General features: G+C 70.3%; 21 protein-coding genes and 3 tRNA genes. 6 read left to right on the top strand and 18 right to left on the bottom strand.

Annotated elements, in window-relative coordinates:
• Positions 1-29: 29 nt before the first annotated feature.
• From WFI52_RS10085 to WFI52_RS10070, 4 genes are all read right to left on the bottom strand, one after another.
• Positions 30-941 carry a hypothetical protein gene (locus tag WFI52_RS10085; protein ID WP_336626490.1) on the bottom strand — a complete coding sequence of 304 codons (912 nt, stop codon included), beginning with the start codon at positions 939-941 and terminating at the stop codon, positions 30-32.
• Positions 942-1,153: 212 nt separating this feature from the next.
• Positions 1,154-1,888, bottom strand: coding sequence for a hypothetical protein (locus tag WFI52_RS10080; protein WP_336626491.1), 735 nt, complete (start codon positions 1,886-1,888; stop codon positions 1,154-1,156).
• Positions 1,889-1,971: 83 nt separating this feature from the next.
• The gene (cls, locus tag WFI52_RS10075; RefSeq protein WP_336626492.1) at positions 1,972-3,432 is read right to left on the bottom strand and encodes a cardiolipin synthase; all 1,461 of its coding nucleotides are present in this window, start codon (positions 3,430-3,432) and stop codon (positions 1,972-1,974) included.
• 83 nt (positions 3,433-3,515) lie between these two features.
• On the bottom strand, positions 3,516-3,707 hold the full coding sequence (locus WFI52_RS10070) for a hypothetical protein (RefSeq protein WP_336626493.1): 192 nt from the start codon (positions 3,705-3,707) through the stop codon (positions 3,516-3,518).
• A gap of 106 nt (positions 3,708-3,813) precedes the next feature.
• Here WFI52_RS10070 and WFI52_RS10065 point away from each other — a divergent pair, with 106 nt between their 5' ends.
• The gene (locus WFI52_RS10065) at positions 3,814-4,962 is read left to right on the top strand and encodes a DUF4192 family protein (RefSeq protein WP_336626494.1); all 1,149 of its coding nucleotides are present in this window, start codon (positions 3,814-3,816) and stop codon (positions 4,960-4,962) included.
• A gap of 21 nt (positions 4,963-4,983) precedes the next feature.
• Here WFI52_RS10065 and WFI52_RS10060 read toward each other — a convergent pair whose 3' ends face one another.
• The 13 genes from WFI52_RS10060 to tilS form a co-directional block, all read right to left on the bottom strand.
• Positions 4,984-5,679: a LysE family translocator gene (locus WFI52_RS10060; RefSeq protein WP_336626495.1), complete on the bottom strand. Its 696-nt coding sequence runs from the start codon at positions 5,677-5,679 to the stop codon at positions 4,984-4,986.
• A 7-nt stretch (positions 5,680-5,686) separates the two neighbouring features.
• Positions 5,687-7,216 carry a lysine--tRNA ligase gene (gene lysS, locus WFI52_RS10055; RefSeq protein WP_336626496.1) on the bottom strand — a complete coding sequence of 510 codons (1,530 nt, stop codon included), beginning with the start codon at positions 7,214-7,216 and terminating at the stop codon, positions 5,687-5,689.
• A 125-nt stretch (positions 7,217-7,341) separates the two neighbouring features.
• Positions 7,342-8,043, bottom strand: coding sequence for a Rossmann-like and DUF2520 domain-containing protein (locus tag WFI52_RS10050; protein WP_336626497.1), 702 nt, complete (start codon positions 8,041-8,043; stop codon positions 7,342-7,344).
• The gene (locus WFI52_RS10045; protein ID WP_336626498.1) at positions 8,040-9,668 is read right to left on the bottom strand and encodes a PH domain-containing protein; all 1,629 of its coding nucleotides are present in this window, start codon (positions 9,666-9,668) and stop codon (positions 8,040-8,042) included. Before WFI52_RS10045 ends, WFI52_RS10050 begins: the two co-directional genes overlap by 4 nt.
• Entirely contained in the window at positions 9,665-10,288 is a 624-nt protein-coding gene (locus WFI52_RS10040) for a PH domain-containing protein (RefSeq protein WP_336626499.1), read from the bottom strand. Before WFI52_RS10040 ends, WFI52_RS10045 begins: the two co-directional genes overlap by 4 nt.
• Positions 10,233-10,724 (bottom strand): DUF3180 domain-containing protein, encoded by a 492-nt coding sequence (locus tag WFI52_RS10035; protein WP_336626500.1) that lies wholly within the window; start codon positions 10,722-10,724, stop codon positions 10,233-10,235. Before WFI52_RS10035 ends, WFI52_RS10040 begins: the two co-directional genes overlap by 56 nt.
• A complete protein-coding gene (gene folK, locus WFI52_RS10030; RefSeq protein ID WP_336626501.1) occupies positions 10,721-11,290 on the bottom strand; it encodes a 2-amino-4-hydroxy-6-hydroxymethyldihydropteridine diphosphokinase in 570 nt (189 codons plus the stop codon). Before folK ends, WFI52_RS10035 begins: the two co-directional genes overlap by 4 nt.
• Complete coding sequence (gene folB / locus WFI52_RS10025; RefSeq protein ID WP_336626502.1) at positions 11,287-11,691, bottom strand: dihydroneopterin aldolase; 405 nt, start codon at positions 11,689-11,691, stop codon at positions 11,287-11,289. The genes folK and folB overlap by 4 nt, the downstream gene beginning before the upstream one ends.
• Position 11,692: 1 nt before the next feature.
• On the bottom strand, positions 11,693-12,499 hold the full coding sequence (folP, locus tag WFI52_RS10020; RefSeq protein WP_336626503.1) for a dihydropteroate synthase: 807 nt from the start codon (positions 12,497-12,499) through the stop codon (positions 11,693-11,695).
• A 1-nt stretch (position 12,500) separates the two neighbouring features.
• Entirely contained in the window at positions 12,501-13,091 is a 591-nt protein-coding gene (folE, locus tag WFI52_RS10015; protein WP_336626504.1) for a GTP cyclohydrolase I, read from the bottom strand.
• Between the two features lie 26 nt (positions 13,092-13,117).
• On the bottom strand, positions 13,118-15,133 hold the full coding sequence (gene ftsH / locus WFI52_RS10010; protein WP_336626505.1) for an ATP-dependent zinc metalloprotease FtsH: 2,016 nt from the start codon (positions 15,131-15,133) through the stop codon (positions 13,118-13,120).
• 60 nt (positions 15,134-15,193) lie between these two features.
• Complete coding sequence (gene hpt, locus WFI52_RS10005; protein ID WP_336626506.1) at positions 15,194-15,745, bottom strand: hypoxanthine phosphoribosyltransferase; 552 nt, start codon at positions 15,743-15,745, stop codon at positions 15,194-15,196.
• Between the two features lie 37 nt (positions 15,746-15,782).
• Positions 15,783-16,796 (bottom strand): tRNA lysidine(34) synthetase TilS, encoded by a 1,014-nt coding sequence (gene tilS, locus WFI52_RS10000; RefSeq protein WP_336626507.1) that lies wholly within the window; start codon positions 16,794-16,796, stop codon positions 15,783-15,785.
• Between the two features lie 73 nt (positions 16,797-16,869).
• Here tilS and WFI52_RS09995 point away from each other — a divergent pair, with 73 nt between their 5' ends.
• Positions 16,870-17,403 carry an inorganic diphosphatase gene (locus WFI52_RS09995; RefSeq protein WP_336626508.1) on the top strand — a complete coding sequence of 178 codons (534 nt, stop codon included), beginning with the start codon at positions 16,870-16,872 and terminating at the stop codon, positions 17,401-17,403.
• A 78-nt stretch (positions 17,404-17,481) separates the two neighbouring features.
• Here WFI52_RS09995 and WFI52_RS09990 read toward each other — a convergent pair whose 3' ends face one another.
• Positions 17,482-18,867, bottom strand: a complete 1,386-nt coding sequence (locus WFI52_RS09990) for a peptidoglycan DD-metalloendopeptidase family protein (RefSeq protein WP_336626509.1) — start codon at positions 18,865-18,867, stop codon at positions 17,482-17,484.
• Positions 18,868-19,149: 282 nt separating this feature from the next.
• On the opposite strand from WFI52_RS09990, the gene WFI52_RS09985 reads away from it, so the two are divergent.
• The 4 genes from WFI52_RS09985 to WFI52_RS09970 all read left to right on the top strand — a co-directional run bounded on the left by WFI52_RS09985 (position 19,150) and on the right by WFI52_RS09970 (position 19,999).
• A tRNA-Glu gene (locus tag WFI52_RS09985) sits at positions 19,150-19,222 on the top strand.
• 27 nt (positions 19,223-19,249) lie between these two features.
• Positions 19,250-19,323 (top strand) — tRNA-Asp (locus WFI52_RS09980).
• A 68-nt stretch (positions 19,324-19,391) separates the two neighbouring features.
• Positions 19,392-19,464, top strand: a tRNA-Phe gene (locus WFI52_RS09975).
• A 256-nt stretch (positions 19,465-19,720) separates the two neighbouring features.
• The gene (locus WFI52_RS09970) at positions 19,721-19,999 is read left to right on the top strand and encodes a putative immunity protein (protein WP_336626510.1); all 279 of its coding nucleotides are present in this window, start codon (positions 19,721-19,723) and stop codon (positions 19,997-19,999) included.
• The last annotated feature ends 51 nt before the right edge of the window (positions 20,000-20,050 follow it).

Genomic DNA, 20,050 nt, shown 5'->3' with positions numbered 1-20,050 from the left:
GCTCCTCCGGATGCCGAGACTTCTGGCATCTACGTAGAGGCTAACGAGGGAAGGATGCCGGTATGCCCGTGTTCGCCGTCGGCGTGATGCCTCGGCGCGGGTGGAGCCGGGGTCGCCCGAGCGATGTCCTCGGCCCACTGGAGCGGATCGGTGAGGTGATGCTCCCCCTCGTACTCGATGGCGATCCTCAGCTCGGGGTAGGCGAGGTCGACCTGTCCGAGCCATCGGCCGGCCTCGATGACGTCATAGTTGACCTCCGGCTGGGGCAGCCCGGCATCGATCACGGTCAGCCGCAACCACGTCTCGGCGCGCGAGCGCGTCCGCGTCGAGACCCTCGGAAGGGCGGCGCGCAGTCGGTCGCGACCGACGCGACGGCCGGCATCCAGCGCGCTCGTCAGACTCTCGAGCGACGTGAGCGCGGGCGGATCCCTGCGGTGGAGCGGCTCGCGCACCGCGGCATCCGCCAGTGCGACGAGATCGTAGGCATGGGGCACCCGGCCGGCGAGCAACGCCACCGTGGATGCCGGGGTGCTCACGCGCACCCCGCGCGCCGGATGCGTCACGACGTGGGCAAGCCCCGGCGTCACACTGTGACCGGACACGCCGGCGGCTGCCGGCGCGCGTCGCGGCGCGAACACCGAGACGTCGAGCGAACCGGCGCGCAGGGACGCGATCGGCAGCGGCAACCCCCAGAGCACCGCGGCGGCGGTGTGGCTGAAGAACTCGTGCTCGGTCATCCGACACGCGTACTGCGCGATCAGTCGGAGCAGTGCGGCCTCCGGGCCCGCGTCGTGCGCTTCGATGACCTTCCGCTGACGCACGCCGTGGAAGGGGCGCGCGAGATCGAGAGCGCGCAGCCGCGACGGCGTCGCTCCCGCGGCGAGCGCGTCGGCCACGGAGAAGGACGGGCCGAGTTCCGCAGGCAAAGGGGGACGATGCATGCCGACACTGTGATACACGTCGGTGGCTCGCGTGCGGTTTTCCACAGGATCAGATCGAGGTCTTCACTCCGGGGCCGCTGGGGAGAAGGTGTTGCGCAGTGCGGAGGCCGGATTCACCGGCGCCGAACTGCGGGTTGGAGTGCGCGGCATCCACAATTCGACGCCGGCGAACCGAAACGCCGTCAGCCGACGACCCCCGCTGAACCCCCGCGTCAGCCGATGACGGCGACCGTGACGGGCGTCGCGAACTGAGCGTCGCCGCCTGAGAGCGTCACGGAGGCACCGTCGTCGTCGACGTCGAGTCCCGCGACCGAGATCAGCGTCGCGCGCGGCGCCATGTCCATCGTGCACGGCTTGTCACCGAGGTCGGCGAAGGTCACCATGACGTTCTTCGAGTCGGATGCCGTGACGTCGCCGACGACCGGGGCGCACGTGGACGAGCCCCAGGTCAGGATCGCGATCTGGTCGTCATCGACCCACCCGGCGGAGGGGAGATAGTCGGTCGCGCCCGTCTTCACCTGCGATGCGTCGAGGCCGTCGAGATCGGCGTCTCCGCGGCCGCCCTGCGCCATCGTGACGACGATGTCGAGGTCCTTCGTGGGGTCGACGCCCTCGGGGACCCCGACGAGGCTCACGCGCGGGACCATGTCGGCGGTGCAGGCCTTGTCGGCCGGGCCGTTGTCGAGGGTGACGGCGAGCGTGCCGTCGGCCTGAACCGTGGCATCCGTCGCGGTCGGGACGCAGGTCGAGGAGCCGTCGGTGACGATGCCGATGAACCGCCCGCCGTCGAGCCATCCGGCCTCCGTGCGGATCTCGCCGCCGATGGGCGTCTCGCTCGCGCTGCCACTCGACGCGGGGACCGCCGCACCCGATGCGCAGCCCGCGAGAAGCAGGGCTCCGGCGCCGATCAGGGCGAGAAGCGAAGAGGTGCGGCGTGCGGCGGTCATGGTGTCATCCTTGCGTAGTCGTGTGCGCGGACGCCACGTCGATCGGCATCCACTCCGACAGTGTCGCAGCGGCCCGAATCGTCTCACTGCAACGCCGACGTGAGCCGCGCGAGGTTGTCGAGCACAGTAGAGCGCAACGGCTGCTTCTTCCATTCCTCGAGCGTGAGCTCGCGGCTGAACGAACGGTAATCGTCTTCGACGCGGCGCAGCTGCTGCACGTACTCCTCGCCCCGCACGAGCAGTGAGATCTCGAGGTTCAGACCGAACGATCGCATGTCCATGTTGCTCGAGCCGATGACGGCGACGTCGTCGTCGACCGACATCGACTTGGAGTGGAGGATGAAGGGCTTCCGGTACATGAAGATCTTGACGCCGCCGCGCAGCAGCGCTTCGTAGTAGCTGCGCTGGGCGTGGTAGACCATCGCCTGATCGCCCTCCTCCGAGACGAACAGCTCGACATGCACGCCGCGCTGGCAGGCGGTTTGGATCGCGAGCAGCAGGCCCTCGTCGGGCACGAAGTACGGAGAGACGATGATGAGCTTCTCCTTCGCCGCGAACAGCAGCGACATGAAGAGCTTGAGGTTGTTCTGGTACTCGAACCCCGGTCCCGACGGGATGATCTGGCAGTCGAGATCACCCGTCCCCGGTCGCACGTCGAACAGCTCGATATCGTCGACGATCTCGTCGGTCTCGCTGTACCAGTCGCTGAGGAAGACGGCGTTGATGGATGCCACGACCGGCCCGTCGACGCGCGTCATCATGTCGACCCAGTGCAGGCCGCGACGGATGTTCTTCTTCAGGTTGTAGGTCGAATCGGTCACGTTCTGCGATCCGGTGAAAGCGACGCGCCCGTCGACGACGAGGAGCTTGCGGTGATTGCGCAGGTCGGGCCGCGTGTAGGCGCCGCGGAACGGCTGCACGGGGAGCATCAGGTGCCAGTCCGCCCCCATGTCGGTCAGCCGCTTCAGCGTCTGCTTGTAGAACGGCTTGCCGCGGTTGGCCCAGTGGTCGAGCAGCACGCGCACCTTCACGCCCCGCGATGCCGCCTCCTCCATCGCGGCGAAGAAGCTCTCGGTCGTGGCGTCCGCTTGCAGGATGTAGAACTCGACGTGGACGTACTCCGTCGCTTCACGGATGGCCGATGCCATGGCGTCGATCGAGTCCTGATACCCCGAGATGAGCGTCGCCCCGTTGTCGCCTGAGATCGGCATGGCTCCGAGATTGCGGTTGAGGCGCACTGTCGCGCGGAACCAGTCGGGCGCGTTCGGCCGCAGAGTGCCGAGGTCGAGCCCGTGACTCATCGTGCGGATGCTCTCGTTGATGACCTCCTGCTTGCGCCGGCGCTTGCGCGGCAGGCGCGGGTTGCCGATCAGGAGAAAGAGCAGGACCCCGACGATCGGGATGAAGTAGATCGCCAGCAGCCACGCCATCGCCGCCGTCGGTCGGCGATTGCGCGGCACGAAGATCACCGCGAGGATGCGCACCGTCACATCGGTGACGAAGACGAGGATCACCCAGACGAGCGCCCACCCCGTTTGTTCCACGCCTGCTCCCCCGCTGTTCGGTTCGGTTCAGCGTAGCGGGCGCGTGGGACTCTCACGGCGCTCACGGCGCGCAGCGCGGGGTGTCACGCGACGCGCTGGTCGCCGTCCTTCGGAGCGAGGCCACGCTTGGCGCGCTCCTCGGCCTCGATCTTCGCGTACGAACGCCGCTCTGTACGGTCCATCCGCAGGATCGAACGCAGAACGAAGACGAACAGCCCGAGCACGACGACGGTCGGCAGCAGCGACCAGATGACGGCCGCCCAGTAGGAGTCCATGGCATCCATCGTACGGAAGTTATCCACAATCGGCGACTTCATCGACCTGTCCACGGATCGAGGCTCGCCGCTCCCACGCGCTCCGGCGCGTAGGCACCCTCGTGCCATGTCGATCACCGTCAAGGCTGCCGATGCGGCGCACTTCCTGTCTCTCGTCCCGGGCCTCCTCGGGTTCACTCCCACGCAGAGCCTCGTGCTCGTCCCGATGTCACGCGGGCGCAGCCTCGGCGCGATGCGCCTCGATTTGCCGCCGGACGGTCCCGACGACGTCTCGTCACGCATCGACGCCGTCGCGTCGGCGGCGATCGGCATGATCTGTCGTCTCGACGAGGCCGACGCGCTCATCGCCATCGTGTACACGGAGGACGCGATCGGGGCGAGCACCGCGCTCCCGGGTGCCGCGATCATCGCGGCACTGCGCGCTCGCGCCGACGCGAGCGGCCTGCTCCTCGTCGATGCGCTGACCGTGGCATCCGATGGCTGGGGTTCGCACGACGACGTCGATCTGCCTCCCGGTGGGCGATCGCCCGCGGACCTCTGCGAGCGTGGACCGGATGCCGCGGCGCGCGCCGGTGCGGGACTGCGCACGCCGACGGGCGACCAGAGCTCGGGCGCAGTGCTGCCGCGCGTCGGGCAGCCCGCACGGCGCGCGGTCGGGCTGGCGATGCGCTCGCTGACGGCGGCGCTCGAGGTGATCTGCGGCATCCCCTCGATGGGATCCGCGGCGCCGCGCATCGATCCCGCGGCACTCGAGGCGGCCTGCGAGCTCGACGACCTGCCGAGCCTCTTCGAGCACGCTCTCTCCTGGCGACCAACACAGTCGCCCATGCGCGCGGCGATGCTCGGCTGGTGTCTCAACCGTCCGGGACTGCGCGACATCGCGCTCGTGCAGTGGGCGACCGACCAGTCCGGTGGCGACATCGCCTCCGACGCGCAGCGGCGCTGGGAGGACGGCGAGGAGTACCCGGTCGACCTCGCCCTCGTGATGTGGGGCGATGCGCCGCGGCCGGACCGCGTCCGGCTGGAAGCGGCTCTCGCGGTCGCGCGGGATGTCGCCGCGCTCCTGCCCAAGAAGCACCGGCCCGGGCCCCTCGCGGTCTGCGCCTGGTTGTCCTGGGCGCTCGGCCGGTCGACGCACGCGCACCGCTACGCGCGGAGCGCGCTCGCGATCGACCCGCGCCACGGCCTCGCCGACATCGTCCTCGCGTTCGTGCAGGCCGGGCACCTGCCCGAGTGGGCCTTCCGTGTCGAGTGAGGACGCGACACGAGGCGGGAGTCAGTGCAGGAGGGCGAGCAGGAGCGCGACGGCGAGGAACAGGATGCCGAAGATCACGTCGATCGTGCGCTGCCCGCGCGCGCTGCGCGTGAATCTGCGGAAGCCGTGCGCCGCGACGGCGAAGAACCCCCACATGACGGCGATGTCGACCGCGACGGCGGTGGCCGCGACGGTCGCGTACTGCGGCAGAAGCGGATCGGCGGGCCGAATGAACTGCGGCAGGAAGGCGAGGAAGAACACGATCGCCTTGGGGTTCAGCAGGTTGACCCAGAGCCCCCGGCGGAACATCGACCACCGCGACTCGGTCGGGACGGCCGCCGGAGGCGCAGCCGCCACCGCGGCATCCGCCTCGTTCACGTCGCCTGCATCGCCTCCGCCCTCCCAGGCTTCGACGCCCTCCGCTTCGCGCGCGGGCCGCCGCAGGATCAAGCGCAGTCCGAGGTAGGCGAGGTATGCGGCGCCCGCATACCGGATGACGTTGAAGAGGACGGGCGACGATGCGACGAGCACGCCGACGCCGAGCGCGACGACGGCGATGTGCACGATGAGTGCGGCCTGCTGGCCGAGGATCCCCCAGATCGCGCGACGAAACCCGTGGTTCAGCGCGTTGCCCATCGTGTTGATGGCGCCGGCTCCCGGCGTGAAGCTGATGACGACGCAGGCGACGAGCAGCGTCAGCCAGAGCGAGAACGCCACCGCGGTGCTACTTCACGAGCGGGAAGAGGATCGTCTCGCGGATGCCGAGGCCCGTGACGGCCATGAGCAGTCGGTCGATCCCCATCCCCATGCCTCCCGTGGGCGGCATGCCGTGCTCGAGGGCGCGCAGGAACTCCTCGTCGACGCGCATCGCCTCGTCGTCGCCGCGCGCCGCGAGCTTCGCCTGCTCGACGAAGCGCTCGCGCTGGATGACGGGATCGACGAGTTCGGAGTACCCCGTCGCGAGCTCGAAGCCCCGCACGTACAGGTCCCACTTCTCCACGACGCCCGGAATCGTGCGATGCTCACGCACGAGCGGCGAGGTGTCGAGCGGAAAGTCCATCACAAAGGTCGGACGCTCGAGGCCGCCCTTGACGAAGTGCTCCCACAGCTCCTCGACGTACTTGCCGTGCGTCGCCACCTTTTCGGGCACCTCGACCCCGACTTCGGCGGCGAGTGCCCGCAGTTCGGCGAGCGGAGTCTGCGGCGTGATCGTGCGACCGGATGCCTCCGACAGCGAGTCGTACATCGAGATGCGGTCCCACTGACCGCCCAGGTCGAATTCGGTGCCGTCCGCCCACGTGACCGTCGTCGATCCGGCGACCGCGATCGCGGCGTTCTGAATGAGCTCCTGCGTGAGGTCGGCGATGCCGTTGTAGTCGCTGTACGCCTCGTAGGCCTCGAGCATCGCGAACTCGGGGCTGTGCGTCGAATCGGCCCCTTCATTGCGGAAGTTGCGGTTGATCTCGAAGACGCGGTCGATTCCCCCCACGACGGCGCGCTTGAGGAAGAGTTCCGGCGCGATGCGCAGGTACAAGTCGGCGTCGAACGCGTTCGACCGCGTGACGAAGGGGCGCGCCGCGGCCCCGCCGTGCTGCACCTGCAGCATGGGCGTCTCGACCTCGAGGAATCCGTGGCGCTCGAACGTGCGGCGGAGCGATGCGTTGACCTTGGCGCGCGCGATGACCGTCTCGCGTGCCTGGTCGCGCACGATCAGATCGAGGAAGCGGGAGCGCACCCGCGTCTCTTCCGAGAGCTCGGAGTGCAGGTTGGGCAGCGGCAGCAGCGCCTTCGAGGCGATGGCCCACGACGAGACCATGATCGACAGCTCGCCGCGGCGGCTCGAGATCACCTGGCCCGTCACCGACACGTGGTCGCCGAGATCGACGAGTTCCTTCCACGCCTGCAGCGACTCCTCGCCCACTTCGGCCAGCGACACCATCGCCTGGATGCGCGCGCCGTCGCCCGACTGCAGCGCGGCGAAGCACAGCTTGCCCGTGTTCCGGCTGAAGACGATGCGGCCCGCCACCGACGCCGTCACCCCCGACTCAGCACCCGCCTCGAGGTCCGCGTACCGCTCGCGCAGCGCCGCGATCGTGTCGGTGACCGGGACGGCGACGGGGTAGGCACCGCCCGCGGCATCCGCTCGCTCGGCGAGCAGCCGCTCGCGCTTGCCGAGACGAACGGCCTTCTGCTCACTGACGTCGTCGGCGAGCAGGTCGGCGGTCGGGTCCGCAGCGGCGGGGGCGTCGGTCATGGTGAAGGGCTCCTCGGGGATCGACTCGCGAGTCGCCGCAGGGATCGACTCGGGTCAGCCCCCGATTCTACCGAGGCGCAGCCGAGCGCTCACCGCGCGCATCATGACGACGCAGCTCTCGCAGGTCAGGTCAGGTCGTCCTCCGGCGCACCGTCGCCGGCCTCGATCAGCGCGCGATCGACTGTCGAGTGGACGAGCGGCGTCAGGAACCTCCCGGGCGCACTCACCCCCGCCTCCTGCAGCAGGCGCGCCGCCTGGCCGACGATGGATGCCGAGAACTCGGTCGCCGTCGCGATCGCCTCGCCGTACGCGGCGCGATCGCCCTCGGCGACGACGACCGGTTCGCAGCCGAGTTCGACGGCGAGGGCCTGCGCAATCGGCAGCACGGCGGCCGGCGCGGTGACCGCCGCGAAGGCGTCGCGCAGTTGACGCAGGTCGATCGATGTTCCGGTGAAGGTGATCGCCGGGTGCACGGCGAGCGGGATGGCGCCGCGGGATGCCGCCGGCGCAAGCACGCCCGTGCCGTGCGCCGCAGCGGTGTGCAGCACGAGTTGGCCCGGCTGCCAGGCGCCGAGGTCGGCGAGGCCGGCAACGAGTCCCGCGAGCTCAGCGGTGGGGACGGCGAGGATGACCAGTTCGCTGCGCCGCACGACCTCGTCGGCGGCGAGAACGGGCACGCCGGGGAGCACGGCTTCGACACGATCGGGGTCAGAGCCCGCCGTGATGCCGGTGAGCGCGTGTCCCGCGCCCGCGAGGGCGGCGCCGATCACGGGGCCGACACAGCCCGCGCCGACGATCCCCACCCCGAGGCGACTGGCGTGACTCATGAGAACTCCTCCCGTCCGCGCTCGTCGGGTCCGCCGGGAGCGTCCTCGGCATCCCTCTCGCTCCATCGGTGCGAGCGGTCGGCGGCTGAGGCGGCGACGACGGCATCGGCCGTACGCTCCCAGACGGAGAGCGCGGCGTCACGGTCGATGACGCCGAGGCCGCCCGACACGGGCCCGAGGACCGTGTGGCCCGTGAGATTGGCGAGGCGCAACGGGCGATCGACCGGGCCTTGGCTGATCCGCACCGACTGCAGCCGCGCGAGCGGCAGGATCACGAGAGCCCGCCTCAGTACTCCGCGCCGTAGGAGCAGCGCCTGCGGCGCGAGCCATGCACCGTTGCGCCGCCACGACAACGGGCGGAGCCACCGCGCGCGGCGCGGCGTCGTCGCGAAGGGGTCATCGCCGTGCCGAGACGAGCCGAGCAGTCCGCGGGTGAAGAGCTCCGCGACCTCCGCATCGGAGAGTCCGGGCAGGAGCAGGCGCAGCACGCGCTCGAGGTCGGCGGGGGTCCCGACGGGCAGGACCTCCGCGAGCTGCAGCGCCTGCGCGTCGTTCGCCGATCGACCGGAGAGTCGGTTGACGCGGATCGCCCACCAGCCGAACCGGCGCCACAGGAGCGGCTGGAAGGTCTCGACGGCGTGCACGCGGCCCGGCGGCAGCGTCTCGGTGACCGTCGTGAACAGCCCGAACGTCACGCGCACCCCCGCGTGCGTCGGCGCGATCGAATAACGCAGCGATCGGGTGATGCGGCGGAACCAGTACGCGCCGAAGCCGAGCAAAGACGGCACGATCGCGAAGAGCACCCACGGCGTCCCGACGATCGCTCCGACGATGAGCGCGGCGATCAGCGCGAGCAGCCAGAGCGTGGACCCGGAGAGCAGGTGCGCGGCGATGAGCCGACCGGGCGGGATGTGCACGACGGATGCCGGTTCGACATCGTCCGCGGCATCCACGCCATCGATGAGGCCCGAGAGGCCGGCCGTCACGACGCCGGCCGCGGCGCGCGTGCGACCGGCGGCCCCGCTCGTGCGGGCGTCCGCCGCGCGCGCCTCGGCGAGGCGACGCCCCGACGCGAGGCGCAGGATGTCGGCGCGCACCGCCTCCGCGTTGGCGGTGGAGAGGTACTCGAGCTTGACCCCGGCATCCGCCCCCGCGCCCACGACCTCGAGCTTCGCCGCTCCCAGCAGACGCGCGACCATCGGGCGGGTCAGGTTGACGCCCTGCACGCGGTCGAGCGGGGCACGGCGGTGAGTACGGAAGAACACCCCCGAGCGCACCTCGACGTCGTCGCCCGTGATGCGGAAGGTGTGGAAGCGCCACGACAGCCAGAAAATGCCGAAGAGGAGAAGCAGCACGCCGAGGACGACGAGCCCCGCGACGAGGAGCAGGTTGTTCGTGACGACGTAGTCCACCGGATCCTGCTCGTAGCGCTCCCAGTCGTCGAAGCCCGGCAGGAGCCACGCCACGATGCGGTCGCGGAGGTTCGCGATGACGAACCCGGTGACGACGATGAGGAACAGTCCGCCGCGCAGCACGGGCGTCAGCGGGTGCAGTCGATGCCACTCGCCATCGCTCAGCGGCGAGCGCACGTCCGCGACGGCGCGCGGAGCCAGCGGGTCGCTCACAGACCCGTCCGGCGGGTCTCGGCGACGGCGATGAGGGTGTCGCGCAGGCTCTCGGCCGCCTGCTGGCTGAGCCCGGGGATCGTGACACCGGTCGCGGCGGCGGCCGTCACGAGCTTGAGCTGCGCGATGCCGAAGCCGCGGTCGAGCGGCCCGTGCGTGATGTCGACGAGCTGCATGCGACCGTAGGGAACGGCGACCATCCGCTGCCACAGGATGCCGCGGCGGAACACGAGATCGTCCGCCCGCAGCTGATAGCCGTAGGCGCGCGCCTGGCGGGGCAGGATGATGAGCGTCCACGCCGTGATGACGAGCACGACGCCCGCGGGGATCCACACCCACGTCTGGTGGAGGACGAGCGCGAGGACGAGGGCGACGGCGAGTACGAGCGCGAGGAACGCCCCCGTCGAGATCAGCTGCACCGTCACGTAGCGGCGCGAGATCTGATGCCACACTCCGTCGCCGACCGCGAGGCGCAGCGGCAGACGGGCCGCGCCGCGCGGCTCGAGGATCGCATCGTACGTGCCCGCGTCGAGCGCCGAGGCGGCGTGGCCGGTCGCGGCGGGATCAGTCGTGGTGTGAGAGTCCGAGTCCGGGCTCCGGGGGTCCGGGCTGTTCGTCATCGTCGTCCTTCCGAATGGTGCAGAGGTGCTCGGCGACGAGGGCCGCCACGAGCAGCACCGCGGCGGCGACGAGGGTCGCCGCGACCGTCACCACCGAGCCTACGGGGGTCACCGGCCGGGTGAGCAGAAACACGAGCAAGCCCACTGCGATGCCCCCGATGACGGCGCCGACGACGCTCGAGGCTTTGGCGAGCATCGCGACGCGGACGGCCCGGAACGGGTCGACGGGTCGCGGATCGACGCCCGTGATCGCGCGACGGATCGGCAGAGCGAACGCGATGTCGGCAGCGGCCAGAAGGATGAGGAGCACGGGGAGGAGGAGCGACGGCGTGAAGGTCGCCCGGCCCGCGCCGGTGAGCAGCTGGTCGACGACGAAGCCGACGACGGCGCCGACGAGAGCCGCGACGACGAGCACGCCGGTACTGGTGCGCTTCATCCCCGGCCCGCTTCCGCCGCGCCGCCGCGGTCGTCTCGGCTTCTCCGCAGGCCCGCCAGGAGGGCATCGACGCGCCCGGCGCCCGGCAGCACGGCATCCGGGTCGACGACGAGCCACGGTCCGAGCACGAAGTCGCGCTCGGCGGCACGCGGGTGCGGAAGCAGCAGCGCGGGATCGGCGCTGCGCACGTCGCCGAACGCGATGAGGTCGAGGTCGAGCGTGCGGTCGCCCCAGCGCTCACGGCGTTCACGGCCGTGTCGCGCCTCGATCGCGTGCAGATACGACAGCAGCACGCTCGGGGCGAGGCGCGTCGTCACGAGAGCGACCGTGTTGAGGTACGCGGGGGCCTCGGCATCCGGCCCGTCGGGCTTCACCGCGACCGATTCGACGGGCGCCGCGGCGCGGATCTCGGTCGTCAGCGGCATCCGACCGAGGTCGCGGAGCGCCTCGTCGATGGTCGCGGAACGGTCGCCGAGGTTCGCCCCGAGCGCGACGACGGCGACGGTCTCGGGGCGCTGCGCATCGTGCGCGTCGCCCTGGTAGCCCTGCGCCAGTCGGCGGTTCATCGGGTGCCCCCCGTCACGCCGGCCGCAGCGCCGTCGGGGCGCGCCCGCCGGATCGTGACCGACACGTCCGCGAACGGGACGGTGATGGGTGCCTGCGGCTTGTGCACCGTGATCGCGACCGTACGCACGCCGTCCCGCGCCAGCAGGTCGTCGGCCAGGCGCGCCGCGAGGGTTTCGAGGAGGTTGACGGGCTCCCCCTGCACGAGAGCGACGATGCGCTCGGCGACCTCGCCGTAGTGGATCGTGTCGACGACGTCGTCGGATGCCGCGGCGCGCGCCGTGCTCACGTACATCGTCGCGTCTACGACGAACTCCTGCCCCTCCCGGCGCTCGTCGGGGTAGACACCGTGGTACCCGAAGGCGCGCACGCCGGTCAAGGTGATCTCGTCCAGAACGTCCATCTCAGGCTCCTCCCCGCTCCCATGCCCGCGCGACCGCGAGCGCGTCACGCGTCGCCGCGGCGTCGTGCACGCGCACGGCCCAGGCGCCGGCGCGAGCGGCGAGCACGCTCGTCACGGCCGTCGCGAGGTCGCGTCGCGCCTCGTCATCCGCACCGTCGGCGGCGAGCAGCTCACCGAGGAATTTCTTGCGGCTCGTGCCGACGAGCACCCGCGGGCCGATGGCAACGATCTTCTCGAGCCCGCGAAGTGCCTGCCAGTTCTGGTCGCCGCGCTTGCCGAACCCGATGCCGGGGTCGAGGACGACCCGGTCGGGCGAGATCCCCGCGCGCGCGGCGGCACGCACCCGGTCCTCGAGCTCGACGACGAGCTCGGCGACGACATCGTCGTACTGGGCGCGCGCGTACATGTCGCCGGACGGTCCGCGCCAGTGCTGCAGGACGACATCGGCGCCGGATGCCGCGACGGCCGCGAGCATCTCGGGGTCGGCGAGCCCGCCCGAGACGTCGTTGACGAGGCGCGCCCCGGCCGCCACGGCGGCGACGGCGGTCGACGCGTTCATCGTGTCGATGCTGACGATCGCGCCGTCTGCCGCGAGGGCGGCGACGACGGGCAGCACCCGCTCGCGCTCCAGGTCGGGATCGACGCGCTCCGCGCCGGGGCGGGTCGACTCGCCGCCGACGTCGAGGAGGTCGGCTCCCGCCGCGCGCAGCGCACGCCCGTGCGCGATGGCGGCCTCGGCGTCGAGATAGCGTCCGCCGTCGCTGAAGGAGTCGGGCGTGACGTTGACGATGCCCATGACGAGGGTCATGTCAACGGCCCGTCCCGGTGAGGACCATCATGATCTCGGCCCGCGCGGCCGGCTCTGCGAGCTCGCCGCGCGCCGCGATCGTGACGGTCGCGGCATCCGGCTGACGTCCGCCGCGCATCGTGACGCACTCGTGGTGCGCGTCGAGCACGACGACGACCCCGCGCGCATCGAGCGCACCGGCGATCGTGTCGGCGATCTGCTCGCCGAGCCGCTCCTGTACCTGCGGGCGGGCGGCGAGCGTCTCGACGACCTTCGGCAGCGCGCCGAGCCCGACGACCTGCTCGCCCGGCAGGTACGCGATGTGCGCGCGCCCCGCGAAGGGCAGCAGATGGTGCTCGCAGACGGAGCGGAACCGGATGTCGCGCAGCACGACGGCTCCCGAGGGGAGCGTGTCGGGCGCCGGGCCCCGCGAGACCGAGATCGTGTGCGCAAGGGGGGCCGCGGCATCCTCGCCGATGCCGGCGAAGAACTCCGCGTACGCGTCGGCGACGCGCTGCGGGGTCGCTTTCAGCCCCGGACGAGCGGGATCCTCCCCGATCGCCACGAGGATCTCGCGCACCGCAGCGGCGACGCGTTCTCGATCGACAGGCACTTTGCCGAGCCTAGGCGATCGGGCCCTCAGGCGGTCGCCGGGCGGGCCTGGCCGGCCGGGCGGTGCGCGGGAGCCTTGTCGGCCGCGGTCGCCGGCGCGGTGGCGTCTGCCGACGTGGATGCCGCGAGCCCGGCATCCTGCCGACGCGGCACCTCGACGGGCGGCAGCGACGAGACGGGACGCTCCTGGCTGGAGAGCCACTGCGGGCGCGGCGGCAGCTTCTTGACGTCGGTGAAGATCTCGGCGAGCTCGAGGTGGTCGAGAGTCTCCTTCTCGAGGAGCGCCAACGCGAGGCGGTCGAGCACATCACGGTTGTCGTTGATCACCTGGTAGGCCTCGTTGTGGGCCTGCTCGATGAGCATGCGCACCTGCTGGTCGACGCGCTCGGCGATGCGCTCGGAGAAGTCGCGACCGTGACCCATGTCGCGCCCCATGAACACCTCGCCCGACGACGAGCCGAGCTTGACGGGGCCGACCTCGGTCGTCATGCCGTACTCGGTGACCATCTTGCGGGCGATCGAGGTCGCCTTCTCGATGTCGTTGGATGCCCCGGTCGTCGGGTCGTGGAAGACGATCTCCTCGGCGACGCGGCCACCCATGGCGTAGGTGAGCTGGTCCTGCAGCTCGTTACGGGTGACGGAGTACTTGTCTTCGAGGGGCAGCACCATCGTGTACCCGAGCGCCTTGCCGCGGGGCAGGATCGTGACCTTCGTCACAGGGTCGGTGTTGTTCATCGCGGCGGCGGCGAGGGCATGACCGCCCTCGTGGTAGGCCGTGATGAGCTTCTCCTTGTCCTTCATCACGCGCGTGCGGCGCTGCGGACCGGCGATGACGCGGTCGATCGCCTCGTCGAGGGCGCGCATGTCGATGAGCTGCGCGTTCGAGCGCGCCGTGAGGAGGGCCGCCTCGTTGAGGACGTTCGCGAGGTCGGCGCCCGTGAAGCCCGGGGTCTTGCGCGCGACGACCGAGAGGTCGACCGAAGGCGACAGCGGCTTGCCGCGGCCGTGCACCTCGAGGATCTTCTGGCGGCCCTTGAGGTCGGGAGCGTCGACGCCGATCTGCCGGTCGAAGCGGCCCGGGCGCAGGAGCGCGGGGTCGAGGATGTCGGGGCGGTTGGTTGCGGCGATGACGAGCACCGAAACCTTGGGGTCGAAGCCGTCCATCTCGACGAGCATCTGGTTGAGGGTCTGCTCGCGCTCATCGTGCCCGCCGCCCATGCCGGCGCCGCGGTGGCGACCGACGGCGTCGATCTCGTCGATGAAGATGATCGCGGGGGCGTTCTCCTTAGCCTGCGTGAAGAGGTCGCGCACGCGGCTCGCGCCGACACCGACGAACATCTCGACGAAGTCGGAACCCGAGATCGAGTAGAACGGCACGCCCGCTTCGCCGGCCACGGCACGGGCGAGCAGGGTCTTACCCGTTCCGGGCGGGCCGTACAGGAGCACGCCCTTCGGGATGCGCGCACCCACGGCCTGGAACTTGGCCGGGTCCTTCAGGAAGTCCTTGATCTCCTGCATCTCTTCGATCGCCTCGTCGGCGCCGGCGACGTCGGCGAAGGTGACCGTCGGGGTCTCCTTCGTGACGAGCTTCGCGCGCGACTTGCCGAACTGCATGACCTTGCTGTTGCCGCCCTGCGCGGCGGAGAAGAAGAACCAGAACAACAGGCCCAGCAGCAGCAGCGGCAGCAGGAGCGAGATCATGCTCTCGAAGAAGGTCGTGCGCGGGACGACGTCGTTGAAGCCGTCGGACGGGTTCGCCGCCTCGATCGCCGAGACGACCTCGTCCGCACGCGCTCCCACGTAGTAGAACTGCACCTGAGTGGCGCCCTCGAAGGGCTTCGAGAGCGTCAGATCGACGCGCTGGTCGCCGTCGGTGGTCGTCACCTCGGTGACGGAGCCGCCCTTGAGGAGGGTCAGACCCTCCTGGGTGGTCACCTGCTTGGCGCCGGTCAGCGACGTGATGAGCGAGACACCGAGCACGAGAAGGGCGCCGATGAGCAGCACGTACACGAACGGGTTGCGCGTGAGCTTCTTGAAATCCATGGTCCGCTCAGGCTACCCCGCGCTCACTATGGCGTGACTGTGCATTCGCCCACGGCGTATTCAGGCATACACGTGCGGCGCGAGCACCGCGACATCCCGGAGGTTCCGGTACCGCTCGTCGTAGTCGAGGCCGTAGCCGACGACGAACTCGGTCGGGATGTCGAAGCCGACGTAGCGCGAGTGGATCTCGACCTTCGCCGCTTCGGGCTTGCGCAGGAGCGCGAGGATCTCGATGGATGCCGCGCCGCGGGCCGCGAAGTTCTCGAGCAGCCAGCTGAGGGTCAGCCCCGAGTCGATGATGTCCTCGACGATGAGCACATGCTTGCCGGTGAGGTCGGTGTCGAGGTCCTTCCGGATCTGGACGACGCCGCTCGACTTCGTGCCGGCGCCGTACGACGAGACAGCCATCCAGTCCATCGTGACGTCGCGCTCTAGGCGACGTGCGAAATCGGCCATCACCATGACGGCGCCCTTCAGCACGCCGATGAGGAGGAGGTCCCTGCCCTCGTAGTCGCGTTCGACCTCGCGGGCGAGCTCGTCGAGCTTCGCGTGGATCTGCTCCTCCGTGACGAGGACGGTGGTCAGCTGGTCCGAGATCTCGGCGGCGCGCATGCATCGATTCTAGGCATCCGGCGCGCAGGTCGAGGGGTCAGGTCGCGGTGAAGGCGAGGCGCGCACCCGAGCGGACCGCGCGGCAGCCGGGCAGGTCGATGGGTCCCTGACCGCGCCAGTCGGTGACCAGGCGCGCCACCTCGAGAGTCTGCGCACGCGTCAGCGAAACGCCGAACTCGCTCGCCACGACGTGCCGGATGATCCGGTGGCGCAGCGCCGGCGGGTTCGCGGCGAGCGCCGCCACCGAGATCGCGATCCCCGCCTCGACGTGCTCCACGATGTCTTCGATGGTCTCGTCGATCATGTCGGCGAAGGCGGCGGCATCCTCACGCAGCTGGTCGCTCGTGCGGGCGAGGGCGTCGGCGACTCCCGGACCGAGCTCGGCTTCCAGGACCGGCATGACGTCCTGACGGATGCGGACGCGCAGGAATCGGCGGTCGAGGTTGTGCGGGTCCTCCCAGACGGGCATGCCCGCGGCGGCGCACGCGGCGCGGGTCGTCGTGCGGCGCACCCCGAGGAGCGGACGGAGGATGCGGATGCCTTCTTCTTCGCGATCGGGCGACATGCCGCCGAGGCTCGCGGCCCCCGACCCGCGGGCGAGGCCGATCAGCACGGTCTCGGCCTGGTCGTCGAGAGTGTGGGCGAGCAGGAGCGCGACGGCGCCCGCCTCGCGGGCGGCGTCGAGAAGCGCCGCGCGGCGGGCGTCGCGGGCGGCGGCCTCCGGGCCGCCGGCCGCGGTCGGTGGGGCGACCTCGACGCGCACCGCGTGCGCGTCGAGGCCGAGCCGCTGCGCCGTGGCAACGGCGCGAGCGGCGACGGTGTCGGAGCCGGGTTGCAGACCGTGGTCGATGACGACGGCGCGCGCGGGGAGCCCGGCCTTCGGGGCTTCGAACGCGACCGCGGCGGCGAGTGCGAGCGAGTCGGCTCCGCCGGAGAGCCCCACGAGGATCGGCCCGTCGACCGTCGCGAGCGCCGCGCGCACGGCCCGGCGGATGTCGGCGGTGGCGGGGTCGAGGCCGGGGCGCGCGTCGGAGCGTTCAGGGGCATCCACGTGTCCACGCTATCCCCGACCCGCGCGACTAGGCTGGACGCGGCCATCCCAGACTTTCCGAAGGAGCACCAGCATGGGCGCATACGACGCCGTCATCGAGATCCCGCGCGGCAGCCGCGTCAAGTACGAGGTCGACCACGGCACCGGTCGCGTGTTCCTCGACCGCGTCCTGTTCACCCCGATGGGCTACCCGGCCAACTACGGCTTCTTCGAGGACACGCTCGGCGAGGACGGCGACCCGCTCGACGTGCTGCTGCTGCTCGACCGCGACCTGTACCCCGGCGTGATGGCGAAGGTGCGCCCCGTCGCCGTGCTGAAGATGCTCGACGAGGCGGGCGGCGATGACAAGGTCGTGGCCGTGCTCGCGAAGGACCCGCGCTGGGACCACATCCAGGACGTCTCGGACCTCGACGAGTGGACCAAGGGCGAGATCGGCCACTTCTTCGAGCACTACAAGGACCTCGAGCCGAACAAGTGGGTCAAGGTCGACCAGTGGGCCGACGCCGCCGAGGCGGAGCGTCTCGTCGCCGAGGCCTTCCAGCGCTTCCAGGACGAGGGCGCGCAGACCGCCACGCAGGGCGAGGGGCACGCACCGAAGACCATCTGACGACCATCTGATCGGTCGGTTCAGACGAGAAGAGCGGATGCCTCGGCATCCGCTCTTCTGCGTTCGTGGGCGTCGAGGTCAGTAGACGTTGATGCCGTGGTCGAGGAGGACGGGCGCCGGATCGATGCGCGTGCCCCACTGGTAGACCTCGAAGTGGAGGTGGCAGCCGTCGGCGAGGCCGGTCGCTCCGACGTAGGCGATGACGTCGCCGGCGTTGACCCACTGGCCGTAGCCGACGTTGAAGCCGCCGCTCACGATGTGGGCGTAGCCGGTGACGATGCCGCCGCCGTTGTCGATCTTGATGTAGTTGCCCCAGTCGCTCGTGTACGCGGCGAAGATGACGGTGCCGGACGCCGCGGCGTAGATGGGCGACCAGCAGCCCGTCGCGAAGTCGATGCCGCGGTGCCCGCTGCTCGTGCAGCCGTTCGGGCCGCACACCGAGCCGCGGCTGCCGAACCAGGAGGAGATGTAGCCGGATGCCGGGCGGACCCATCCGCCCGTACCGGCTTGGCCGCCGCCTCCTCCGCCGCCACCACCACCGCCGCCACCACCGCCGTTGTTGGCGTTGTTGGCGGCTTCTTCGGCGGCCTTGCGTCGCTCTTCGGCAAGGGCGGCCTGACGAGCGATCTCGGCCTGACGGGCGGCTTCGACCCCGGCCTCGTAGTCGGCGACGGTCTTGGCCGTCTCGTCCTTGAGTGCGGCGAGCTGAGCCTGCAGCGTGCCGAGGTTCTGCGTCTGCGCGTCGAGGGCGGCCTGCGCGGCGGTCGCCGCGTCTTGGGCGGCGATCATCTTCTGCTGCGCTTCTTGCTGCAGGCGATCGCGCTCGTTGCGGGCGTCCTGCGCGAGGTTGCTGAGGTTCTGCGCGTTGTTGCGGGCGCTGACGGCGTCGGCGTAGACGCCCTTGTTCGCCGCGACGACCCGGTCCATCGTGCCGAGCTTGGCGAGCAGGTCGTCGGCGCTCGCGGCCGAGCCCGAGAAGAAGAGTTCGAGAGCGGCGTCGTCGCCGCCGTTGCGGTACTGCTGGGCGGCGAGGCGGCCGAGCTTCTGGGCGGTGGCGGTCGCGCGCGCGGATTCGGCGTCGGCCTGCGACTGCAGCGCGTTGGCCTTGTCGACGGCGGCCTCGTAGGCGATCTGGGCGGCGACGTACTCGTCGGCGAGGCGCTGCGCTTCGGCCTGCTTGGCGGCGACGTCGGCTTGGAGCGCGGCGATGAGGCCTTCGATGCGGGTGATCTCGGAGGCCTTGGCGGCCTCGTTGTTCTTCGCGTTCTGGACGTCGTCCCACGAGGGGTAGTCGGCCGCGAAGGCAGCGGGGCCGAGGCCGAGCGCGAGCGCGCCCATCCCGAGGACGCCGAGCCCGCCCAAGCCGATCGCCATGCGGCGCGAGACGGGGTTCTTGAGGGTGCGCAGCTCAGCCGCGGTCGGCGCGCAGCCGCAGTCTTCTGCCGATCCGGCCTCGTTCCTCACCGTGCCCGCCCTCTCGGTCTGCTGTCGCTGTCGTGCTGCGCGGATGCCGCGTGCGCGCGCTCGGGTATGGAAATCACACGCACAACACCAGTCACACTAACAACATTCGCGGCGTCTGCCCAGGGCGTTCTCACGGTTCTCACGCCTTCTCGGGGCATCCACTCCCGCGGCCATCCTCCCCTTCGACGCGCCCGGGATGCGGAGCCCACGCCCTCGATTTCCCATTTAGTGCGCGATCTCGTATGCTTGACCCTCGGTAAGCGTGAGCCCCAGGGTTCGCTCGGCCCCATCGTTTAGCGGCCTAGGACGCCGCCCTTTCACGGCGGTAGCACGGGTTCGAATCCCGTTGGGGTCACTCTCCGACACACAACTGAATACGCATGGCCCTGTAGCGCAGTTGGTTAGCGTGCCGCCCTGTCACGGCGGAGGTCGCGGGTTCAAGTCCCGTCAGGGTCGCTCATAGCGACGGGCCCTTTGTTAGCAGAGGGCCTTTCGTCTAGGACATGGCTCTTCGGATGCCATGCGGCTCTGTAGCTCAGTTGGTAGAGCGCACGACTGAAAATCGTGAGGTCACGGGATCGACGCCCGTCGGAGCCACAAGGACCGTCGTTACAACGGTCCCAGAAACCCTCGCCTAGCTTCTACATGGCGGGGGTTTTGCTTTTGGCTGGTCAGAGCCGGTTTTTCTGCTTTCACTGGGGGCTCCGATCCCCCGGTCGTTGAGCGAGCGCAGCGAGTCGAAACGGCTCTGACGGATGCCGATTCGCTGGCCTCTGCGGAGGCTTGGGCCGGTCTGGGGCCGGTTCACCTCGAGAAGTCGACTCCGGAAGCGTTGCGACTGGGAGGATGAAGCATGCCCTCCCCGCAGTCGCTGAGCGATACGAATCGACGACTTGTCGCCGCCTGGGCCGCGGATTGCGCCGAGCACGTCGTCGACTTGTTCGAGGTCGAAACCCCTGACGACGGCCGTCCGCGAGACGCGATTGCTCGGGCGCGCGCATACTCTCGGGGCGAATTGGACGCAGCAGGTGAGATCCGACGTCGGTTCGTCGCAGGCCGTGCGGCTTCTGGAGGGGTGAGTCCAATAGCGTGGTGTCAATTCCCGCGGGGTTCTCGTCGTCGTAGACGGTGAAGGGCCATCGTGGGATGACCAGTTGTTTCCGCCAAGAAGCAAGAAGAGTGA

It is taken from the genome of Microbacterium sp. MMO-20, from assembly GCF_037147735.1.
Classification (GTDB): Bacteria; Actinomycetota; Actinomycetes; order Actinomycetales; family Microbacteriaceae; genus Microbacterium.
The sequence above is the reverse complement of the archived record's forward strand: the minus strand, read 5'-3'. Positions and strand labels throughout refer to the sequence as shown.